The 17,572-nt window shown below is 69.1% G+C and carries 22 protein-coding genes; 4 read left to right on the forward strand and 18 right to left on the reverse strand.

Translation table 11 applies throughout. The annotated features are described in order from the left end of the window. Positions 1-2: 2 nt before the first annotated feature. The 11 genes from ASE22_RS16385 to ASE22_RS26855 form a co-directional block, all read right to left on the reverse strand. Positions 3-962 (reverse strand): DNA topoisomerase IB, encoded by a 960-nt coding sequence (locus ASE22_RS16385; RefSeq protein ID WP_056361946.1) that lies wholly within the window; start codon positions 960-962, stop codon positions 3-5. Between the two features lie 96 nt (positions 963-1,058). After that, positions 1,059-1,490, reverse strand: a complete 432-nt coding sequence (locus tag ASE22_RS16390) for a SecDF P1 head subdomain-containing protein (protein WP_235538172.1) — start codon at positions 1,488-1,490, stop codon at positions 1,059-1,061. Then, positions 1,490-1,903 (reverse strand): SufE family protein, encoded by a 414-nt coding sequence (locus ASE22_RS16395; RefSeq protein ID WP_056361951.1) that lies wholly within the window; start codon positions 1,901-1,903, stop codon positions 1,490-1,492. Before ASE22_RS16395 ends, ASE22_RS16390 begins: the two co-directional genes overlap by 1 nt. A 136-nt stretch (positions 1,904-2,039) precedes the next feature. Then, positions 2,040-2,288, reverse strand: a complete 249-nt coding sequence (locus ASE22_RS16400; RefSeq protein WP_056361954.1) for a hypothetical protein — start codon at positions 2,286-2,288, stop codon at positions 2,040-2,042. 71 nt (positions 2,289-2,359) lie between these two features. After that, positions 2,360-2,623 carry a hypothetical protein gene (locus tag ASE22_RS16405; RefSeq protein WP_056361957.1) on the reverse strand — a complete coding sequence of 88 codons (264 nt, stop codon included), beginning with the start codon at positions 2,621-2,623 and terminating at the stop codon, positions 2,360-2,362. 21 nt (positions 2,624-2,644) lie between these two features. Next, a complete protein-coding gene (locus ASE22_RS16410; RefSeq protein ID WP_056361960.1) occupies positions 2,645-2,902 on the reverse strand; it encodes a hypothetical protein in 258 nt (85 codons plus the stop codon). An 18-nt stretch (positions 2,903-2,920) separates the two neighbouring features. Further along, the gene (locus ASE22_RS16415; RefSeq protein WP_056361963.1) at positions 2,921-3,235 is read right to left on the reverse strand and encodes a hypothetical protein; all 315 of its coding nucleotides are present in this window, start codon (positions 3,233-3,235) and stop codon (positions 2,921-2,923) included. A 149-nt stretch (positions 3,236-3,384) separates the two neighbouring features. Further along, on the reverse strand, positions 3,385-3,768 hold the full coding sequence (gene pspC, locus ASE22_RS16420; protein ID WP_056361965.1) for an envelope stress response membrane protein PspC: 384 nt from the start codon (positions 3,766-3,768) through the stop codon (positions 3,385-3,387). A 33-nt stretch (positions 3,769-3,801) separates the two neighbouring features. Continuing rightward, positions 3,802-4,071 (reverse strand): envelope stress response membrane protein PspB, encoded by a 270-nt coding sequence (pspB, locus tag ASE22_RS16425; protein WP_056361968.1) that lies wholly within the window; start codon positions 4,069-4,071, stop codon positions 3,802-3,804. Positions 4,072-4,074: 3 nt separating this feature from the next. Next, the gene (pspA, locus tag ASE22_RS16430) at positions 4,075-4,740 is read right to left on the reverse strand and encodes a phage shock protein PspA (RefSeq protein ID WP_056361971.1); all 666 of its coding nucleotides are present in this window, start codon (positions 4,738-4,740) and stop codon (positions 4,075-4,077) included. Between the two features lie 98 nt (positions 4,741-4,838). Then, a complete protein-coding gene (locus ASE22_RS26855; RefSeq protein ID WP_156397168.1) occupies positions 4,839-4,985 on the reverse strand; it encodes a hypothetical protein in 147 nt (48 codons plus the stop codon). Positions 4,986-5,159: 174 nt separating this feature from the next. Here ASE22_RS26855 and pspF point away from each other — a divergent pair, with 174 nt between their 5' ends. Both pspF and ASE22_RS16440 read left to right on the forward strand, forming a co-directional pair. Then, on the forward strand, positions 5,160-6,206 hold the full coding sequence (pspF, locus tag ASE22_RS16435; RefSeq protein WP_056362521.1) for a phage shock protein operon transcriptional activator: 1,047 nt from the start codon (positions 5,160-5,162) through the stop codon (positions 6,204-6,206). Further along, positions 6,203-6,937, forward strand: a complete 735-nt coding sequence (locus ASE22_RS16440) for a hypothetical protein (protein ID WP_056361974.1) — start codon at positions 6,203-6,205, stop codon at positions 6,935-6,937. The genes pspF and ASE22_RS16440 overlap by 4 nt, the downstream gene beginning before the upstream one ends. A 191-nt stretch (positions 6,938-7,128) precedes the next feature. Here the strand turns inward: ASE22_RS16440 and ASE22_RS16445 are convergent, their stop codons facing one another. Continuing rightward, the gene (locus tag ASE22_RS16445; protein WP_056361976.1) at positions 7,129-7,695 is read right to left on the reverse strand and encodes a urate hydroxylase PuuD; all 567 of its coding nucleotides are present in this window, start codon (positions 7,693-7,695) and stop codon (positions 7,129-7,131) included. Between the two features lie 214 nt (positions 7,696-7,909). Between ASE22_RS16445 and ASE22_RS16450 the strand changes: the two genes are divergently transcribed. After that, positions 7,910-8,542 (forward strand): superoxide dismutase, encoded by a 633-nt coding sequence (locus ASE22_RS16450; RefSeq protein WP_056361979.1) that lies wholly within the window; start codon positions 7,910-7,912, stop codon positions 8,540-8,542. A 34-nt stretch (positions 8,543-8,576) separates the two neighbouring features. On the opposite strand, the gene ASE22_RS27920 is transcribed toward ASE22_RS16450, so the two are convergent. From ASE22_RS27920 to ASE22_RS16480, 6 genes are all read right to left on the reverse strand, one after another. Further along, positions 8,577-9,908, reverse strand: a complete 1,332-nt coding sequence (locus tag ASE22_RS27920; RefSeq protein ID WP_321163631.1) for a methyl-accepting chemotaxis protein — start codon at positions 9,906-9,908, stop codon at positions 8,577-8,579. A gap of 130 nt (positions 9,909-10,038) precedes the next feature. Next, a complete protein-coding gene (locus ASE22_RS16460) occupies positions 10,039-10,650 on the reverse strand; it encodes a septation protein A (protein ID WP_200933107.1) in 612 nt (203 codons plus the stop codon). A gap of 8 nt (positions 10,651-10,658) precedes the next feature. Further along, positions 10,659-11,591, reverse strand: a complete 933-nt coding sequence (gene ftsY, locus ASE22_RS16465) for a signal recognition particle-docking protein FtsY (protein ID WP_056362527.1) — start codon at positions 11,589-11,591, stop codon at positions 10,659-10,661. Further along, entirely contained in the window at positions 11,588-12,847 is a 1,260-nt protein-coding gene (mtaB, locus tag ASE22_RS16470) for a tRNA (N(6)-L-threonylcarbamoyladenosine(37)-C(2))-methylthiotransferase MtaB (protein ID WP_056361985.1), read from the reverse strand. The genes ftsY and mtaB overlap by 4 nt, the downstream gene beginning before the upstream one ends. Then, positions 12,844-13,668 carry a diaminopimelate epimerase gene (gene dapF, locus ASE22_RS16475; protein ID WP_056361988.1) on the reverse strand — a complete coding sequence of 275 codons (825 nt, stop codon included), beginning with the start codon at positions 13,666-13,668 and terminating at the stop codon, positions 12,844-12,846. The genes mtaB and dapF overlap by 4 nt, the downstream gene beginning before the upstream one ends. Before the next feature lie 229 nt (positions 13,669-13,897). Then, positions 13,898-15,541 (reverse strand): putative bifunctional diguanylate cyclase/phosphodiesterase, encoded by a 1,644-nt coding sequence (locus tag ASE22_RS16480; RefSeq protein WP_056361992.1) that lies wholly within the window; start codon positions 15,539-15,541, stop codon positions 13,898-13,900. Positions 15,542-15,807: 266 nt separating this feature from the next. On the opposite strand from ASE22_RS16480, the gene ASE22_RS16485 reads away from it, so the two are divergent. Next, positions 15,808-17,403 carry an isocitrate lyase gene (locus tag ASE22_RS16485; RefSeq protein ID WP_056361995.1) on the forward strand — a complete coding sequence of 532 codons (1,596 nt, stop codon included), beginning with the start codon at positions 15,808-15,810 and terminating at the stop codon, positions 17,401-17,403. Positions 17,404-17,572 lie beyond the last annotated feature (169 nt).

The raw sequence follows: 17,572 nt of genomic DNA on the forward strand, positions 1-17,572 counted from the left end.
CCTCAGGCCGGGGCGGTCAGCACCGCCAGGCTGGCCCGTTCGTTCGCGCGCAGCGGGCGCGGCACGGCGGGGACATGCTCGATCCAGCGACCCGCCTTGGCCATCTCGATGAAGGCCGGGGCGACATAGGATTTGCGGCACACCGCCGGGGTGTTGCCGAGCTGGCGCGCCACCTCCTCCAGCAGCGTCTTGACCGAGGTCCGTCGCCCCCGCGCCAGCATCCCCGCCGCGACTGCGCAGGCGCGCCAGGTCCGGAAGGTCTTGGCGGTGCCGGTCCCGTCGGTCAGCTCGCAGATCCACTGGTTGATGTCGGCGGCGCGGATGCGCAGGCCCGATCGCATCGCGAACAGATTGCCCGGGCCCGCCGCCTTGAGCTCGGCGAGCGCCGCCGCCAGGGCCGCGTCCTTGCCCGACAGCTCGGCGCGGATGCCATGCTTGCCGTAGAAGCAGAGCTGGATCACGTCGCCGTCGATCCGCGCATGGCGGTTGAGCAGGGTGGTCGCGCCGAAGCTGCCATGCGCCGCCGAATCGGCCGACCCGACCCGGATCGCGAAGCCGTCGAGCAGCCGCACCGCCGCCGCCCGTGCGCGTTCCCAGGGATCGTCGCTGCGCAGGCTCCGGCGGACGACCGCGCGCAGGTGGGGCAGGTGCCGGGCGAATTCGGGAAGCGCCGCGAACTTCTCCTCGTCGCGCGCCTCGCGCCAGCTGCTGTGGTAGCGATATTGCTTGCGCCCGGCGGCATCGAGCCCGGTCGCCTGGACCGGAGCGTCCGGATCGGGATTGATCCACACCTTGCGCCAGGCGGGCGGGATGCCGAGCGCGAGGATGCGCATCCGGTTCTCGACGTCGCGGACCGTCGCGCCGTCGGGCGCCAGGAAGCGCCATCCGCTCCCCCGCCGGATACGGGTGATGCCGGGGGCGGAGTCGACCGTGTCGACCTGGTCGATGGGGCGGTGCTGCATGGGAATGGGAGAACGCTGCGAACGGCCGAAAGGGTGCAGCCTTTCTGTACGCTGGCGTTCTTCCTCGTCCGTCGTCCGGCGAGAAGGAGCGGAGCGCTACTCCGCCAGATCGTCGGGCAGCGGGTCCCGGCCGGAGATGCGGCGCGCGAGCGCCTCGCCGTCGCCGAGGTTCCAGCGTCCCGGGATCTCGATCACCCCGTCGGCGATCGGCTTGCGGATCAGCTCGGCGGCGAGCGCCCGCCCGTCGAGCGCGACGAGCATCGGCTTGCCGACCAGCGATGCGGTGATCGCTTCGAGCCGTTTCGCCGCGGCGGGGACGAGCGTCAGCATGATCCCGACCTTGCCGTTGACGTCGGGCAGCGCGCGGGCATCGAGGACGTCGGCCGGCGCGAACGCCTCCCCCGCGATGGTGAGCCTGCCGGTCGCGAACGTGGCGGCGACAGGCGCCCCCGCGGCGCAGGCCGGCGCGGCGAGCGATGCCAGGGCGAGCGGCGGCGCGGCGAGCAGCGCCAGGACGCGCCGGCGCATCATGCGTAGCGCTCGGCGGTCGAGCGGATCAGCGCGATCATGTTCGGTATCCCCTGGGTGCGGTTCGAGCTGAGCTGGTTCTTCAGGTCGAAGGGCTCGAGCAGCGCGGCGATGTCGGCGTCGCGGATTTCGGCAGCCGGCCTGTCCTGCACGGTCAGCAGCACCAAGGCGATGATCCCCTTGGTGATCGCGGCATTGCTGTCGGCGAGGAAATGGAGCGTGCCGCCATCGGCGACGGTAGGATAGACCCATACCGATGCCGAGCAGCCGCGCACCAGCGTCGCATCGGTCTTCAGCGCATCGGGCATCGGCTCCAGCGCCCGGCCGAGCTCGATCAGCAGGCGATAGCGGTCGTCGCCATCGAGGAATTCATATTCTTCGCGGATGTCGGAAAGACGGGCTGGCTCGGTCATGGCGAGCGGGGACTAGTCTATTTTCTGCCGCTCGTCATCCCGGCGAACGCCTGATCCCCCTGCCGCTTTCCCGGCTGGTTCGGCGAAAGCGGGACTATCGCGTGCATTTGCCGGGACAATGGTGTCCGGTCGGTCGTCAGAGGTCCACCCCGGCGGCGATCGCCTCGAGCTTGCGGATGCGCTCCTTGAGGTCGGCCAGTTCGATGCGCGCGGCGGGCGACGGGCCGCCGGCGGGCTCGGGCATGGCGGCGGCTGCGCGGCGATCGAGCTTCATCCGCTCGAGCTCCAGCCAGCCGCGCCAGCCGCTGAGCGCGGCCCAGGCGACCACGCACAGGCCGACCAGGCCCGCGCCGCTGATGGTCATCCACAATATGGGATCGGTCATGCTTCTCGTTCCCTCAGGGCGACGCCGGGGCGGATGCTGGCATCCGCGGGCTCGGTGCCGCGATGGTTGGCTCAGTCGCGGTGCCGGAGCGCCTCGATCTCGCGATCGAGGGACAGGCCGCGGTCATTGTCGGTCGCGATCCTCTCGAGCACCGCGACCCGCTCCTTGAGCGCGCGCAGTTCGGCCCGGAGCCGCTCGTTCTCGCCGTCGTCGGGGCGGACGAAGTCCTCGCCCTTGCCGCGGCGGACGACGCCATATTTGGCGCGATAGACGCTGGCGATCGCCGAAATCGCGACGATCAGCACGATCATGGTGAAGACGCCGATCTCCGGCATTGTCGGTCTCCTGTGGTCGGTTCAGTTCAGCGGCTGGTCGCGCAGCCGGTCGATCTCGTCGGCCAACAGGGCGGAACGGTCGGTCAGGATGCGTTCGAGCACCGCGACCCGCTGCTCGAGCCGTTCGGTCTTGGCGACATATTGGGCGGCCTTCTCGGCGGTCTCGGCCGAGATCGCCTCGATCCGCTTTTCCTTCAGCCGGAACCAGTCGGTGAGCACCCAGGCGACGATGGCGAGGATCGGGATGCTCAGCACCGTGAAGGGGAAGATATTGGACATTGTCGCGTCTCCCTCGCGTCAGTTGGCCGGGCCGCGCAACGCGTCGATCTCGCGATCGAGACGATAGCTGCTATCGGTGACGATCCGCTCGACGGTGGCGAGCCGCTCCTTGATCGCCGACAGCTCGGCGCGGAGCTGCGCGTTCTCGCCGGAGAGCAGCTTGATCCGCTCGCTGGTCTCGTCGCTGGTGCGCGGATAGACCGCCTTGCCCCAGCTGTTCTCCAGCGGATAGCCGTGCCGGATCCGGAGCCAGGTGGTGAACACCCAGGCGGCCAGGCCGAGCATGCCGAGCAGGGCGGCAACCGGAGCGAAGGCTTCGAATGGCAACGTCATCGTTCAAACCCCTAAACTCTGAGCCGATCACCGTTTACACCGATGTTTGTCGAATTTTTCGACAAACGCCATGGGGCGTCGACGAACGGCGCGAAGTGCGTAATCTTATTCCAACGTTCGTGCGGATGCTTGAAACATCCGGTCGCGAATCAGCGCAGCGCGTCGATCTCGCGGGCCAGCGCCGAATTATGGCTGGTCACATGCGTCTCGATGTCGGCGATTCGGCGATCGATGTCGCGGAACTTGGCGCGGACGTCGCGGACCGAGGCGCCCGGCCGGGCCCGCACCGTCTGCCAGAATTTGTCGTCCTCGCGGCTGGCACCGTAGAACTCGCCCGGCTTGTCGTTGGCGAGCCAGTTGACCACCAGATAGGCGACCACCGTCCACGGGAAACCGCCGATCAGCGTGAGGAGCACCGTGCCGACCCGGACCAGCGTGACGTCGATCCCGGTATAGTCGGCGAGCCCGGCGCAGACGCCCAGCCATTTGCGGTTACGCTTGTCGAGGTAGAATTTGGTGCGGCGAGCGGACATTTCGAACTCCTTCCTGTTGGCGGCGGCCTGCGATCAAGGCTCGCGGCGCCACTCTTCCTCATGGGCACGGTCGACGCTCTGGCGGGGGCGCCAGGCGGGATCCTGGCTGTCCAGGATCCGCTCCAGCGTGCCGAGCCGTTCGTCGAGCCGGCGGGCCATGTCGTGCATGTCGTCGAGAAGCTTCTCGTCCTCGACCGTCAGGCCGCCATTCTTCTTCCACTGGGTGACATAGTGGAAGACCAGCCAGGGCAGGCCCAGGAAGAGGATGCCGACGACGACGATCGGGACGAGGGTGTCTTCCATCGATCAGGCTCCCTTGGCCTTCGCCTTCAGCGCGGCGAGCTCGGCATCGACCTTGTCGGCGGAGCGCAGCTCGGCGATCTCCTCCTCGAGGGTCTTCGGCGCGGCGCCCATGCCCGCCGCTTCGGCGCGGCCCTCGGCATAGTCGACCCGGCGCTCGAGCAGCTCGAAGCGCGAAAAGGCCTCGTCGACCTTCGCACCGGCATACATCTCGCGCATCTTCGCGCGGTTGTTCGCCGATTCGAGCCGGGTGACGATGCTGTTCTGGCGGGCCCGCGCCTCGCGCAGCTTGCCCTGCAGCTTGGCGATGTCGCCCTCGGACGCCTTGAGCGCCTCGTCGAGCAGGGTGATCTCGTCGTGCAGCTGCTCGCCGAGGTCGGCGGCCTTCTGCTTCTCGATCAGCGCGGCCTTGGCGAGGTCCTCGCGGTCCTTCGACAGCGCCAGCTCGGCCTTTTCCAGCCAGTTGGCCTGGACGGTATCGAGCTTGGCGATCTGGCGGCGCAGCTCCTTCTGGTCGGCGATCGTGCGCGCCGCGGAAGCGCGGACCTCGACCAGCGTCTCCTCCATCTCGAGGATGATCATGCGGATCATCTTCGCCGGGTCTTCCGCCTTGTCGAGCAGGTCGGTGACGTTGGCGGCGATGATGTCGCGGGTTCGGGAGAAAATCCCCATCTTCAGGCTCCTTGGCTTACGCTCTGCACTGCTGGCGATACTGTGTCGGAGAAGCGCCCGGCGGATATCCTATACCCGTTGGACCCGGACGCCACGGCTTAGTCGACGATCTGGACGACCTTGGCGGCCGCCACATCGGCACGCGCCGGGGCAACCGCACCGGTCACGCAGATAACCGACAGGACCGCGGCACCGATCGTCGAGACGGTGATGCGCTGGAGGTCGATCTTGTCGAACTTGAACATGACTTATGTCCCTGGGCTGGCGTTTCGTTCCGGCCTGCGCCGGTGTTGCCATCTTCTTTGCAGGGACCGTGCCAATTCCCGTTCCGGCGGAAATCCGCGCTTTCCGCCCCTTACCGCCACGGCCGGTACAATTTTCTGTTGCCACAACTTGGCAAAATGCGCCAACTGTCGGCCATGGAGCGCGAAGCCCAGTTCATCGGCCAGTCGCTGGCCTTCCTCGACTCGGTCGAGCGCGCCAGCCGCGCGGCCGCGCTGAACCGCCCGGTGCTGGTGATCGGCGAGCGCGGCACCGGCAAGGAGCTGGTCGCCGAGCGCCTCCACCGTCTGTCGCCGCGCTGGGACGGGCCGCTCGTCATCATGAACTGCGCCGCGCTTCCCGAGACGCTGATCGAGGCCGAGCTGTTCGGCCATGAGGCGGGCGCCTTCACCGGCGCGACCAAGGCGCGCGCCGGCCGGTTCGAGGAGTCGGACGGCGGCACCCTGTTCCTCGACGAGCTGGCGACGCTGTCGATGGGCGCGCAGGAGCGGCTGCTCCGCGCGGTCGAATATGGCGAGGTCACCCGGATCGGCGCGTCGCGCCCGGTGCGGGTCGACGTCCGCATCGTCGCCGCGACCAACGAGCACCTGCCCGATCTGGTCGACAAGGGCCGCTTCCGCGCCGACCTGCTCGACCGGCTGTGCTTCGAGGTGATCACCCTGCCGCCGCTCCGGGCCCGCGAGGGCGACGTGCCCGTGCTGGCCGATCATTTCGGCCGGCGCATGGCGGCGGAACTCGACTGGCCTTATTGGCCCGGCTTCGGCCCGCAGGCGGCCGAGGCGCTGGCCACCCACGACTGGCCCGGCAACGTCCGCGAACTGCGCAACGTCGTCGAGCGCGCGGTCTATCGCTGGGAGGATCCCGAGCGGCCGATCGACGCGATCCAGTTCGATCCGTTCGACAGCCCGTGGCGCCCGGCCGCCTCCAGGCCCGTCGCGCCGCCTCGCGCCGAGGGCGGCGATGCGCCAGCCCCGCCGGCGCCTGCCGCCGCCCGTCCCACGGCCCCAACCGTGAGCTGCGAGGATTTCCGTGCGGCGGTGCTGACCTATGAGAAGGGGCTGCTCGAGGATGCGCTGAAGCGCTGCCGCTTCAACCAGCGCGCCACCGCGGCCGCGCTCAAGCTCAGCTACGACCAGCTCCGCCACGCCTTGCGCCGCCACGACCTGCTCGACCGCCAGGGATGACCCCGGACCGGATCTTCCGCAGCTTCGACCGGATCTATGTCATCAACCTGCCCGACCGCGCCGACCGGCGGCGCGAAATGGCGGCCGAGCTGGCGCGGATCGGCACCGGCTTCGACGATCCGCGGGTGCGGCTGTTCGCGGCGATCCGCCCGGCCGATGCGGCCGGGTTCCGCAGCATCGGCGCGCACGGGGCCTTCCTCAGCCAGCTCGCCGTGCTGCGCGAGGCGCGCGCGCAGGGCCTGGGCCGCATCCTGATGCTCGAGGACGATTGCGACTTCGTCGGCGCGATCGGCCGCCGCCTGCCGCCGCTGCTCGACCGGCTCGACCGCGAGGGCTTCGCCTTCTTCAATGGCGGCCATGCGCTGCCCGAGGGGCCGGGTGCGCTCGACCTGTCGGCGGGTCCGATCCTGCGCGCCGATCCCGGCCTGACGATCCGGCTCGCCCATTGCCTGGGCTTCGGCCCCGCCGCGATCGACGGCCTGCCCGCCTATCTCGAGGCGATGCTCGCCCGGCCGCCGGGCAGCCCCGACGGCGGGCCGATGGATGTCGACGGCGCCTATAACTGGTTCCGCCGCGCCCGGCCCGACCTCGCGACCTGGCTGGCGATGCCGCCGGTCGCCCACCAGCGGCCCTCGCGCACCGACATATCGGCACCCGGACCGCTCGACCGGCTGCCCGAGCCGCTCGCACGACTGGCGCGCGCGGCGCGGCGCCGAATGCTGCGGCACTGACGCCTCCTCTCTCCCCGTCATTCCAGCGAAAGCGGGAATCTCGGGAGGCTGTGTCCCGCCCTTGTCTCGCGAGATTCCAGCTTTCGCTGGAATGACGCAGGGAGAGGCGGGACGGAGGAGCCCGTCCTGGTTCACGACAAAGGGCCGGAGGATCGCTCCCCCGGCCCCTGTTCCGTCAGCTATGGGATGGCTCAGCCGAGATTGGCGTTGGTCATCGCGTAGAGCATCGGGATCGACAGCAGCGTGTTGGCGCGCGAGAAGATCATCGCGGTCTTCGCGGCCTTCGCCTTGGTGTCGGCGTCGGCCTCGACCAGGCCCAGCGCCTTCTTCTGCGCCGGCCAGATCAGGAACCACACGTTGAAGGCCATGATCAGCGCCAGCCACATGCCGATGCCGATCAGGCGATAGTCGGCCTGCAGCGCCAGCGCCTGGTGCAGATAGCCGGTGACATAGGCGACCGCGAGGCCGGTCAGCACCGTGAAGGCCGCGCCCCAGCGGAAAAAGAACAGCGCCTTGGGGGCGATGTACTTGCTGACGCCCGGCTTCAGCTCGGCGGGCACCGACGGCATGGTCGGAATCTGCACGAAGTTGAAATAATAGAGCAGGCCGATCCAGGTAATGCCGAAGAACACGTGCAGCCAGCGCAGCACATAGTTGACCAGCAGCGACTGGTCCGGATGGACATAGGCGATCAGCGCGATCGCGGCGACGAGGCCGACGATCAGCACCAGATGCAGATTGGCGAAGAATTTATCCATGGCGTTCCCCTGCGTGTTGCGCCCGCGCCCTTGACCTATGCGGATCGCTTCCGGCGTGCAGTGTAAGAATTCGTTGCGCCCTTGTCACACATTATGATGCCGGAGCGATGTTGCGCCGCAAAAACGCGACGGAAATGTGCGATTCTCCTGGACCTGCATGTGCTTAGGATCGTTAGGGAAACATTCCACCCCCCTATCCATACGGAGAATTTCCATGGCGTTCGCCCTTCCCCCCCTGCCGTTTGATCGCGCGGCGCTGGAACCGGTGCTGTCCGCCGAGAGCTTCGACTATCACCATGGCAAGCATCACAAGGCCTATGTCGACAAGGTCAACGGCTGGATCGACGAGAAGGGACTCGCCGGCAAGTCGCTGGTCGAGGTGATCCGTCTCGCCAAGGACCAGGGCGACAAGCCGCTGGCCAACAATGCCGGCCAGATCTGGAACCACGACTTCTTCTGGCAGTGCCTCGCCCCGGAGGGATCGACCCGTCCGTCCGACAAGCTCGCCAAGCTGATCGAGGCGAGCTTCGGCAGCCAGGAGGCGCTGGTCGAGAAACTGGCGAACGAGGCGGTCGGCCATTTCGGCAGCGGCTGGGCCTGGCTCGTGCTGGCCGGCGACGCGCTCAAGATCACCTCGCTCCACGACGGCGAGACCCCGCTCGCGATCGAGAACGTCAAGCCGCTGCTGACGCTCGATGTGTGGGAACATGCTTATTATATCGATTATCGCAACGAACGCCCCCGCTTCGCCAAGACCGTGCTCGGCACCGTCGTGAACTGGGACTTCGTCTCGCAGAATGTCGACGGCGACGCGGTCGCCAGGGGCGACCAGCTCGTCGAGGCTTAAACTGATACCCCCTCTCCCGACGGGAGAGGGGCCTTCACGCCATCTCTATCTCTGCGAGGAACCGGCCCAGCCGCTGCTGGAGCCGGTCGGCGCCGACGGTGAGCGAGCGCGCGATGTCGAGCACCGCGCCCGATCCGGCGGCGGCATCGCTCGCCGTCGCGCTGATCTCGGCCGCCTGTTCGCGGATATGGGCGTTGGCCCCCGCCGCGTCGCGGACATTGGCGCTGATCCGCGCCCCCGCCGCCTGGTTGCTGAGGACGGTGTCGTCGATCGTCGAGGACAGGCTGTCGAGCGTGGTCATCGCCGCCTCGATCCCGGCCTGGCCGGCGGCGACCTCGCCCACCCCGCTGCGCACCCCCATGATCCGCCCCGCGATGTGCCGCGCCGCCTCGCGGGTCTGCTGGGCGAGCGCCTTGACCTCGGCCGCGACCACCGCAAAGCCGCGACCGGCGGCGCCGGCATGCGCCGCCTCGATCGTCGCGTTGAGCGCGAGCAGGTTGATCCGCCGCGCGATCGTGTCGATCGTCTCGACCACCGCGCCGATCTCGCGGGTCGCGTCGTGGAGCTGCCGTGCCTTCAGGCCGCCCTCCTCGACCAGCGCGCTGACCCGCGCGGTCGAGGCGCGCGCCTGGCCGACCTCGCGGCCGAGCGATTCGAGCTGTTCGACCAGGGTGCGGCCCTGGTCGGCGATCGCGCCGACATTGTCGGCCGCCTGCGCCGCCGCCGCCATCACCGACAGGCCTTTCGCGCCCGCGTCGCCGGCCCGGTCGTTCATCGTCCGCGCGGCATCCTCGAGCTGCTCGGAAGCGCCCGTCATCTCGCGCGACAGCAGCGCCGCCTCGGCACGCATCGCCTCCGACGCCTCGCGGATCCGGCGCAGCCGCGCGGCCCGGCCGGCGGCCAGCCCTGCCTCCCGGTCGGCCGCCATGCGCAGCAGGTTGCGCCCGCTGACCACGCCGCGGAAGCGCCCGTCCTCGGTCAGGATCACCGCGTCGTGCCCCTCCCCGCCCGAGATCAGCGCGAAGAGATGGCCGAGGCCCATGCCGGCGTCGGCGACCGGCACCTGGCTGACGAAGCCGTCGAGCCGGCGATAGAGGCTGTGGTTGCAGAGCAGCGCATGGCCGAAGGGGTTGAGCAGCAGCCGGCGGATGTCGCGTTCGAGCACCGCGCCGGCCGGGCGGCCGTCATCCTCGACGACCGGCAGCACCTCCAGGTCGGGCTGCTCGCGGAAGCGCGCGATCACCTCGCGCAGGTTCGCGGTCGCGGCGATCGTGTCGATCGTCATCGCCGCCGCGATCGGGTCGGGAATCGCCCCGGACGTCCGATCGGGCGGCACCGGTCTGGCAATCGCTGGATGGCGGCTCATCGTCGGGGCTCCTTGCCCGCGACCTCTAGGCCCCGTCTGGTAAACGAGGGGTAAGCCGGGCGTGACAGAACGATGAAACTTCCGTGAATTTCAGCGCTTTATCGGTCTTTCGCGGCCGATCGCCCCCCGGTCAGCCCTGCGGCGGCAGCGCGGCGTCCTCGGCCTTGTCGGTCGCCAGGCCATGCTTCATCAGCATCGGCACATTGGCGAGCGCGAACAGGATGGTCGCCGGCATCGCACCCCATAATTTATAGCCGAGCCAGAACTCCATGCTGGTCGATCGCCACACCGCCTCGTTGGCGATCGCCATCGCGACGAAGAACAGCGCCCAGTTGCGGGTGAGCTTGGTCCAGCCGAGGTCGCTGAGCCCCGGATAGGCCTGCCCCAGCACCGCCTTCAGGGTCGGCCGGTCGGTGGCGAGGCCGAAGCCGAGGATCGCGGCGACCATCACATAATAAGCGGTCGGCTTCATCTTGATGAAGGTCGCGTCGTGGAGCCAGACGGTCAGCCCGCCGAACACCAGCACCATCGCGCCCGAGAAGAGCAGCATCGCCGAGACGCGGCGGGTGGTGAACCAGGACACCGCGATCGCGGCGAAGGTCGCCGCCATGAAGATGCCGGTCGACAGCACGACATTCTTGGTCAGCCAATAGACGACCAGATAGACCAGCAGCGGGCCGAGATCGATCGCCAGCTTCAGGCCGGCGGTCGGCTCGCGCTTCTCGGAGGGATTCGGCGCCACCTCGGTCCTCACTTCAGCCGCTCGAGCCCGGCGATGGCGCGCGCCACCTCGGCCGGGTCGAAGGGCCTGAGGTCGTCGACGCCCTCGCCGATGCCGATCGCATGAACGGGCATGCCGGTGCGCTCGGCGGCCGCGACCAGCACGCCGCCGCGCGCGGTGCCGTCGAGCTTGGTCATGATCAGCCCGGTCACCCCCGCCGTCTCCTTGAAGATCTCGATCTGGCTCAGCGCATTCTGTCCGGTGGTCGCGTCGAGGACGAGCAGGACGTCGTGCGGCGCGGCCGGATTCAATCGGCCGAGCACCCGCCTGATCTTCGCCAGCTCGTCCATCAGGCCAGCCTTGTTCTGCAGACGACCGGCGGTGTCGACGATCAGCACGTCGATGCCCTTCTCGGTCCCCTGCTTCACGCCTTCGAACACCAGGCCGGCCGCGTCGCCGCCCTCCTGCCCGCTGATGATCGGCACGCCGATGCGGTCGGCCCACACCTTGAGCTGGCCGATCGCGGCGGCGCGGAAGGTGTCGCCGGCGACCAGCATCACCGCATAGTCCTGCTCCTGCAGCATATGCGCCAGCTTCGCGATCGTCGTCGTCTTGCCCGATCCGTTGACGCCGATGACGAGGATCACCTGCGGGCGGGGAAAGGCCTCGATCTCGAGCGGCTTGGCGACCGGGGCCAGCACCTTCTCGATCTCCTGCGCGACGATCTCGCGCAGCGCCCGCTCGTCGAGGCCCTTGTCGAACATCTCGCCCTTGAGCCGCGCGCGGATGCGGCCGGCGGTCGCGGGACCGAGGTCGGACGCGATCAGCGCCTCCTCGATCTCGTCGAGGGTCGCATCGTCGAGCGCGGCCTTGCCGAACAGCCCGGTCAGATTCTCGCCGAGCTTGTCGGAGGTCTTGCGAAAGCCCCCGAACAGCTTCTCGTGCCAGCGCGCGTCGCTCATGCCGTCCCGTCCGCCCATAGTCCCGTCAGCCCGTCATCGTCGAGGCCGGTGATGATGATGTCCGCGATGCTGCCCGGTGGCGGCGCCGCCCCGTCGAAACGCACCCGCGCGAAATTGGGCGCATGGCCCGCGCCGCCGCGCTCGGCCAGCACCGCCTGGCGGGTGCCGACCAGCGTCCGCAGCCAGCGGGTGCGCCGCGCCTCGGCCCGCGCGCGCAGCGCCGCCGCGCGCCGCCGGATCGTCGCGCGGTCGAGTTGCGGCATGCGCGCGGCGGGGGTGCCGGGGCGCGGCGAATAGGGAAAGACATGGCCGAAGACGATGTCGCAATCGTCGATCAGCGCGGCGCTGTTCGCGGCCATCGCCTCGTCCTCGGTCGGAAAGCCGGCGATCAGGTCGGCGCCGATCGCGATGTCGGGCCGCGCCGCCCGGAGCCGCTCGACGGTCGCCACCGCCTGCGCGCGGCTGTGGCGGCGCTTCATCCGCTTGAGGATCATGTCGTCGCCGGCCTGGAGCGACAGGTGGACGTGCGGCATCACCCGCGCCTCCTGCGTCAGCAGCGCGAACAGCCGGTCGTCGATCTCGATCGAATCGAGCGAGGACAGCCGCAGCCGCTTGAGCCCCGGCACATGGGTCAGGATGCGCTCGACCAGCTGGCCGAGGGTCGGGGCGCCCGGCAGGTCGGGGCCGTAGCTGGTCAGGTCAACCCCGGTCAGCACCACCTCGCCATGGCCCTGGTCGACCAGCGCGGCGATCCGCTCGACGACGAGGCCGGCGGGGACCGAGCGGCTGTTGCCGCGGCCATGGGGAATGACGCAGAAGGTGCAGCGATGGTCGCAGCCATTCTGCACCTCGACGAAGGCGCGGGCATGGGCGGCGAAGGCGGGGGCCAGGTGCGGCGCGGTCGCGCGCACCGCCATGATGTCCGAGACATGGACGTCGGCGCGCTCGCCCCGGTCGAAGAACAGCAGCTCGGCCCGGCCCTTCTCGGCATTGCCGATCACGCGCGCCACCTCGGGCATCGCCGCGAAGCCCGCCGGATCGGTCTGGGCGGCGCAGCCGGTGACGACGATCCGCGCCTCGGGCCGGCGGCGCGCGGCCTGGCGGATCGCCTTGCGCGCCTGCTTGACCGCCTCGGCGGTGACCGCGCAGCTGTTGACGATGATCAGGTCGTCGGCATCGGCGGCGGCCGCGCGCATCGCCTCGCTCTCGGCGATGTTGAGCCGGCAGCCCAGGGTGATCAGCTCGGGACCGCTCATCCGCGGGCGGCGCTTCCGAACGCGCTCAGGTCGATCTCGGCGGTGAAGACATGGGTGGCGGGGCCCGTCATGGTGATCGGCCGCCCCGGCGCCCAGTCGATCGTCAGCGGGCCGCCCGGCAGGATGACCGTCACCGGCGAATCGGCCAGCCCGGCGCGGATCGCCGAGACCGCCGTCGCGCAGGCGCCGGTGCCGCAGGCGTCGGTCAGGCCGACGCCGCGCTCCCACACGCGCAGGCGGATCGTCGACCGGTCGTCGACCGTCGCGACGTTGACGTTGATCCGCGCGGGGAACAGCGGGTCGGTCTCGATCAGCGGGCCGAGCCGGTCGAGCGCGACCGCGTCGGTCTCGGGCACGAAGAAGACGACATGCGGATTGCCGACATTGGCGGCCATCGGCGACGCGAGCTCGTCCCAGCCGACCGGCATCGCGCGGGTGTCCATCGCATAGGCCAGCGGGATCGCGTCCCAGTCGAAGCGCGGCTCGCCGAGCGCGACCGAGACCTGCCCGTCGAGGCTGCGCCCTTCGAGCAGCCCCCCGACCGTCTCGATCCGCGCGCTGCCGCCGAGCAGGCTGACGACGCAGCGCGTGGCGTTGCCGCACGCCTCGACCTCGCCGCCGTCGGCGTTGAAGATCCGCATCCGGGCGTCGGCGACCTCGGACGGCTCGAGCAGGATCAGCTGGTCGCACCCGACCCCGGTCTTGCGGTCGGCGAGCGCGCGGGCTCGCGCGGCGGTCATCTCCACCGGCGCGGTGGCGCGCGCATCGATCACGACGAAATCATTGCCGAGACCATGCATCTTGTGAAAGCGGACCTGCATCGCCCGCGCGATCTAGGGATTCGGGCGCGACAAGTCCACCGTGCCGATACCGTGCCCACCCCGTCATCCTGGCGAAAGCCGGGATCTCCCTTCATCTTCGTCTTTCTTCCCGAAGGGCGGAAAGGCAGAGAGATCCCGGCTTTCGCCGGGATGACGATGAAGCGAATGGAGATGGGCTCTTACACAAGGTCCCGCCTGCGTTGGCATGACGGCTTGGTGCCGTCGAAGCTCACGCCCGCTTGCGGCGGCCCTGGCGCATCGCGACCACCTCCCCCGCCACGGCGCTCGGGCTGGCCGCGCCGAGCAGGCCGCGCCCGGCGAGGAGGCCGCGCGTCGTCCGCGCCGGGGCCGGGCGGCCGAAATGCCAGCCCTGGCCGCTGGTGCAGCCGATCCCGGTCAGCATCGCCGCGATCTCGCCATTCTCGACGCCCTCCGCCATCGCCGAGACGCCCAGGCTCTCCGCGAGCGAGACGATCATGCGGACGAGCGCCGCCGCGTCGGCGTCCTGGGTCATGCGCAGCACGAAGCTGCGGTCGATCTTGATCCGGTCGAGCGGCAGCGCGCGCAGGTGGGTCAGGCTCGAATAGCCGGTGCCGAAATCGTCGAGCGCGATACGGATGCCCTGGTTCTTCAGGCTGGCGATGATCGCCACCGCGAAGCCGAGATTCTCGAACAGCGCCGCCTCGGTAATCTCGACCTCGAGCCGCTCGGCGGGGAAGCTCGTCTCGGTCAGCAGCTTGACGATCTTCTGGGCGAGCCAGGGATCGCGCATCTGCGACGGGCTGATGTTGACCCCGAGCAGCAGCGACGGGTCCCAATGGCGCGCCTCCTCGATCCCGGCGCGCATCACCGACATCGACAGCTCGCCGATCAGGCCCGATTCCTCGGCGACCGGGATGAACATCGCCGGCTCGACGATGCCATGGTCGGGATGGTCCCAGCGCGCCAGCAGCTCGAAACCGGTCAGCGCGCCGCTGGTCATGTCGACCTGCGGCTCGAACCAGGGGACGATCTGGCCCGAGGGAATGCCCGCGCGCAGGCCCAGCTCGATCTCGTTGCGCAGCTCCAGCTCGCGCTCCATGCTCGAATCGAACCAGGCGCGCTGGTTGCGGCCGGCGCGCTTGGCCGCGTAGAGCGCGATGTCCGATCGGCGCATCAGCGTGTCGACGGTGCGGCACCCCGCCTCGGTGCGGGCGATGCCCATCGAGGCGCCGATCCGCGCCTCGACCCCGCCGATCAGGAAGGGCTCGGCCATCCGCGCGAGGATCGCGTCGGCGACATGCTCGACCGCGCCGGGCTGGTCGGGATCGAACGCGAAGGCGCAGGCGAACTCGTCGCCGCCGAGGCGGGCGGCCAGCGCCTGCGCCGGCAGCGGCGCGACGATCGCGGCCGAGGCGGCGCGGAGCAGCTGGTCTCCGGCGAGATGGCCGTGCAGGTCGTTGATCGACTTGAAATGGTCGAGGTCGATCATCAGCATCGCGACCGGCCGCTGGCGGCCGAGCGACGCCTCGATCAGCCGGGCGCCGCCTTCGCCCAGCGCGCGGCGGTTGAGCAGGCCGGTGAGCGGGTCGCTCGTCGCCAGCGCGCTCGCCCGCGCCTCGGCGGCGCGGCGCCGCGCCACCTCATGCTGGAGCGCGCGGTAGCGGCGCCAGCCGAGCAGGCTGAGCGCGACGTTGAGCAGCAGCACCGAGATCATGAGATTGTCGGTGACCGACAGCTCGCCGCGGAGCGAGCGGAGCACCGATCCGGTGACGGTGAAGCCGGAGGCGCAGACCAGCAGCACCGCGGCGATCGTCACCCCGGCGGTCAACCGGTCGCCGCGATCGCGCGGCGGGCGCGCGGACGTGCCCTCCTCGATCGTCTTGCCAAGCATCGCCTACTCCGGGGTCTGTTTCGAAGGCGCGAGTCTAGGGCCAGGCCGGTTTCCAAGGCTTTAACGCGACGCCGCTTTTCGCCGCCTTCCGTAACGGAGCCGCGGCCCGAACCGGCGCCGACTCCGTGTAAATATCCTTACAACTTTTCTTCTTTACCACACCGAAAACCGACTATCCGACCCGATTTTCTGACAATATCGGGCTGACTCGGCGCGCGTTTCGCGGTTCTGCCATGCCATTGGGCTCGTACAACCGAGGAAGTGACATGACCTACCAGGACGAAATCGCGCAGGCCGAACAGCTGATCCGCAGCCAGGGATCGCCCTGGGCCGGCATCGGCGCCGAAGCGGTCGCCCGCATGCGGGTGCAGAACCGCTTCCAGAGCGGCCTCGACATCGCCCGCTACACCGCGAAGATCATGCGCGAGGACATGGCCGCCTATGACGCCGACCCGGCCAGCTACACCCAGTCGCTGGGCTGCTGGCACGGCTTCATCGGCCAGCAGAAGATGATCTCGATCAAGAAGCATTTCGGCACCACCAAGCGCCGTTATCTCTACCTGTCGGGCTGGATGGTCGCCGCGCTGCGTTCGGACTTCGGTCCGCTGCCCGACCAGTCGATGCACGAGAAGACCAGCGTGCCCGCGCTGATCGAGGAGCTCTACACCTTCCTGCGCCAGGCCGACGCCCGCGAGCTGGGCCTGATGTTCCGCGAGCTCGACAAGGCGCGCGAGAGCGGCAACCAGGTCGAGGAGCAGCGACTGGTCCACGCGATCGACAATTACCAGACCCATGTCGTGCCGATCATCGCCGACATCGACGCCGGCTTCGGCAATGCCGAGGCGACCTATCTGCTCGCCAAGAAGATGATCGAAGCCGGCGCCTGCGCGCTGCAGATCGAGAACCAGGTGTCCGACGAGAAGCAGTGCGGCCACCAGGACGGCAAGGTCACCGTACCGCACGAGGACTTCGTCGCGAAGATCCGCGCCTGCCGCTACGCCTTTCTCGAACTGGGCATCACCGACGGCATCATCGTCGCCCGCACCGACTCGCTCGGCGCCGGCCTGACCAAGCAGATCGCCTTCTCGGCCGAGCCGGGCGACATCGGCGACCAGTATAACAGCTTCCTCGACTGCGAGGAGATCACCGACACCAGCACGATCAACGGCGACGTCGTGATCAACCGCAACGGCAAGCTGATGCGTCCGAAGCGGCTGCGCTCGAACCTCTACCAGTTCCGCTCGGGCACCGGCGCGGACCGCTGCGTCCTCGACGGCATCAACTCGCTGCAGAACGGCGCCGACCTGCTGTGGATCGAGACCGAGAAGCCGCATATCGAGCAGATCGCCGGCATGGTCGACCGCATCCGCGAGGTGATCCCGAACGCGAAGCTGGTCTACAACAACTCGCCCTCGTTCAACTGGACGCTCAACTTCCGCCAGCAGGTGTTCGACGCCTGGGCCGAAGCGGGCAAGGACGTGTCGGCCTATGACCGCGCCAGGCTGATGAGCGTCGACTATGACGGGTCGGAGCTGGCGGCCGAGGCCGACGAGAAGATCCGCACCTTCCAGCGCGACGCGGCGAAGCGGGCGGGCATCTTCCACCACCTGATCACGCTGCCGACCTATCACACCGCGGCGCTGTCGACCGACAACCTCGCCAAGGAATATTTCGGCGACGCCGGCATGCTCGGCTATGTCGCGGGCGTGCAGCGCCAGGAGATCCGCCAGGGCATCGCCTGCGTGAAGCACCAGAACATGTCCGGCTCGGACATCGGCGACGACCATAAGGAATATTTCGCAGGCGAAGCCGCGCTGAAGGCCGGCGGCATCCACAACACGATGAACCAGTTCGCGGCATAAGCGCACGGTTCGGTCCCTCTCGGGAGAGGAACGGGAAGGCCCGGGGCGCACGCTCCGGGCCTTTTCCTATGGGGAGCCGCGACCTCGCCTCACCCTCGCTTTCACACCCACGGGCGTGATGTTCACACCCACGGACGTCATGTTCAGACCCACGGACGTCATGCCAGCG

This window comes from Sphingomonas sp. Root720 (assembly GCF_001428605.1).
Classification (GTDB): domain Bacteria; phylum Pseudomonadota; class Alphaproteobacteria; order Sphingomonadales; family Sphingomonadaceae; genus Rhizorhabdus.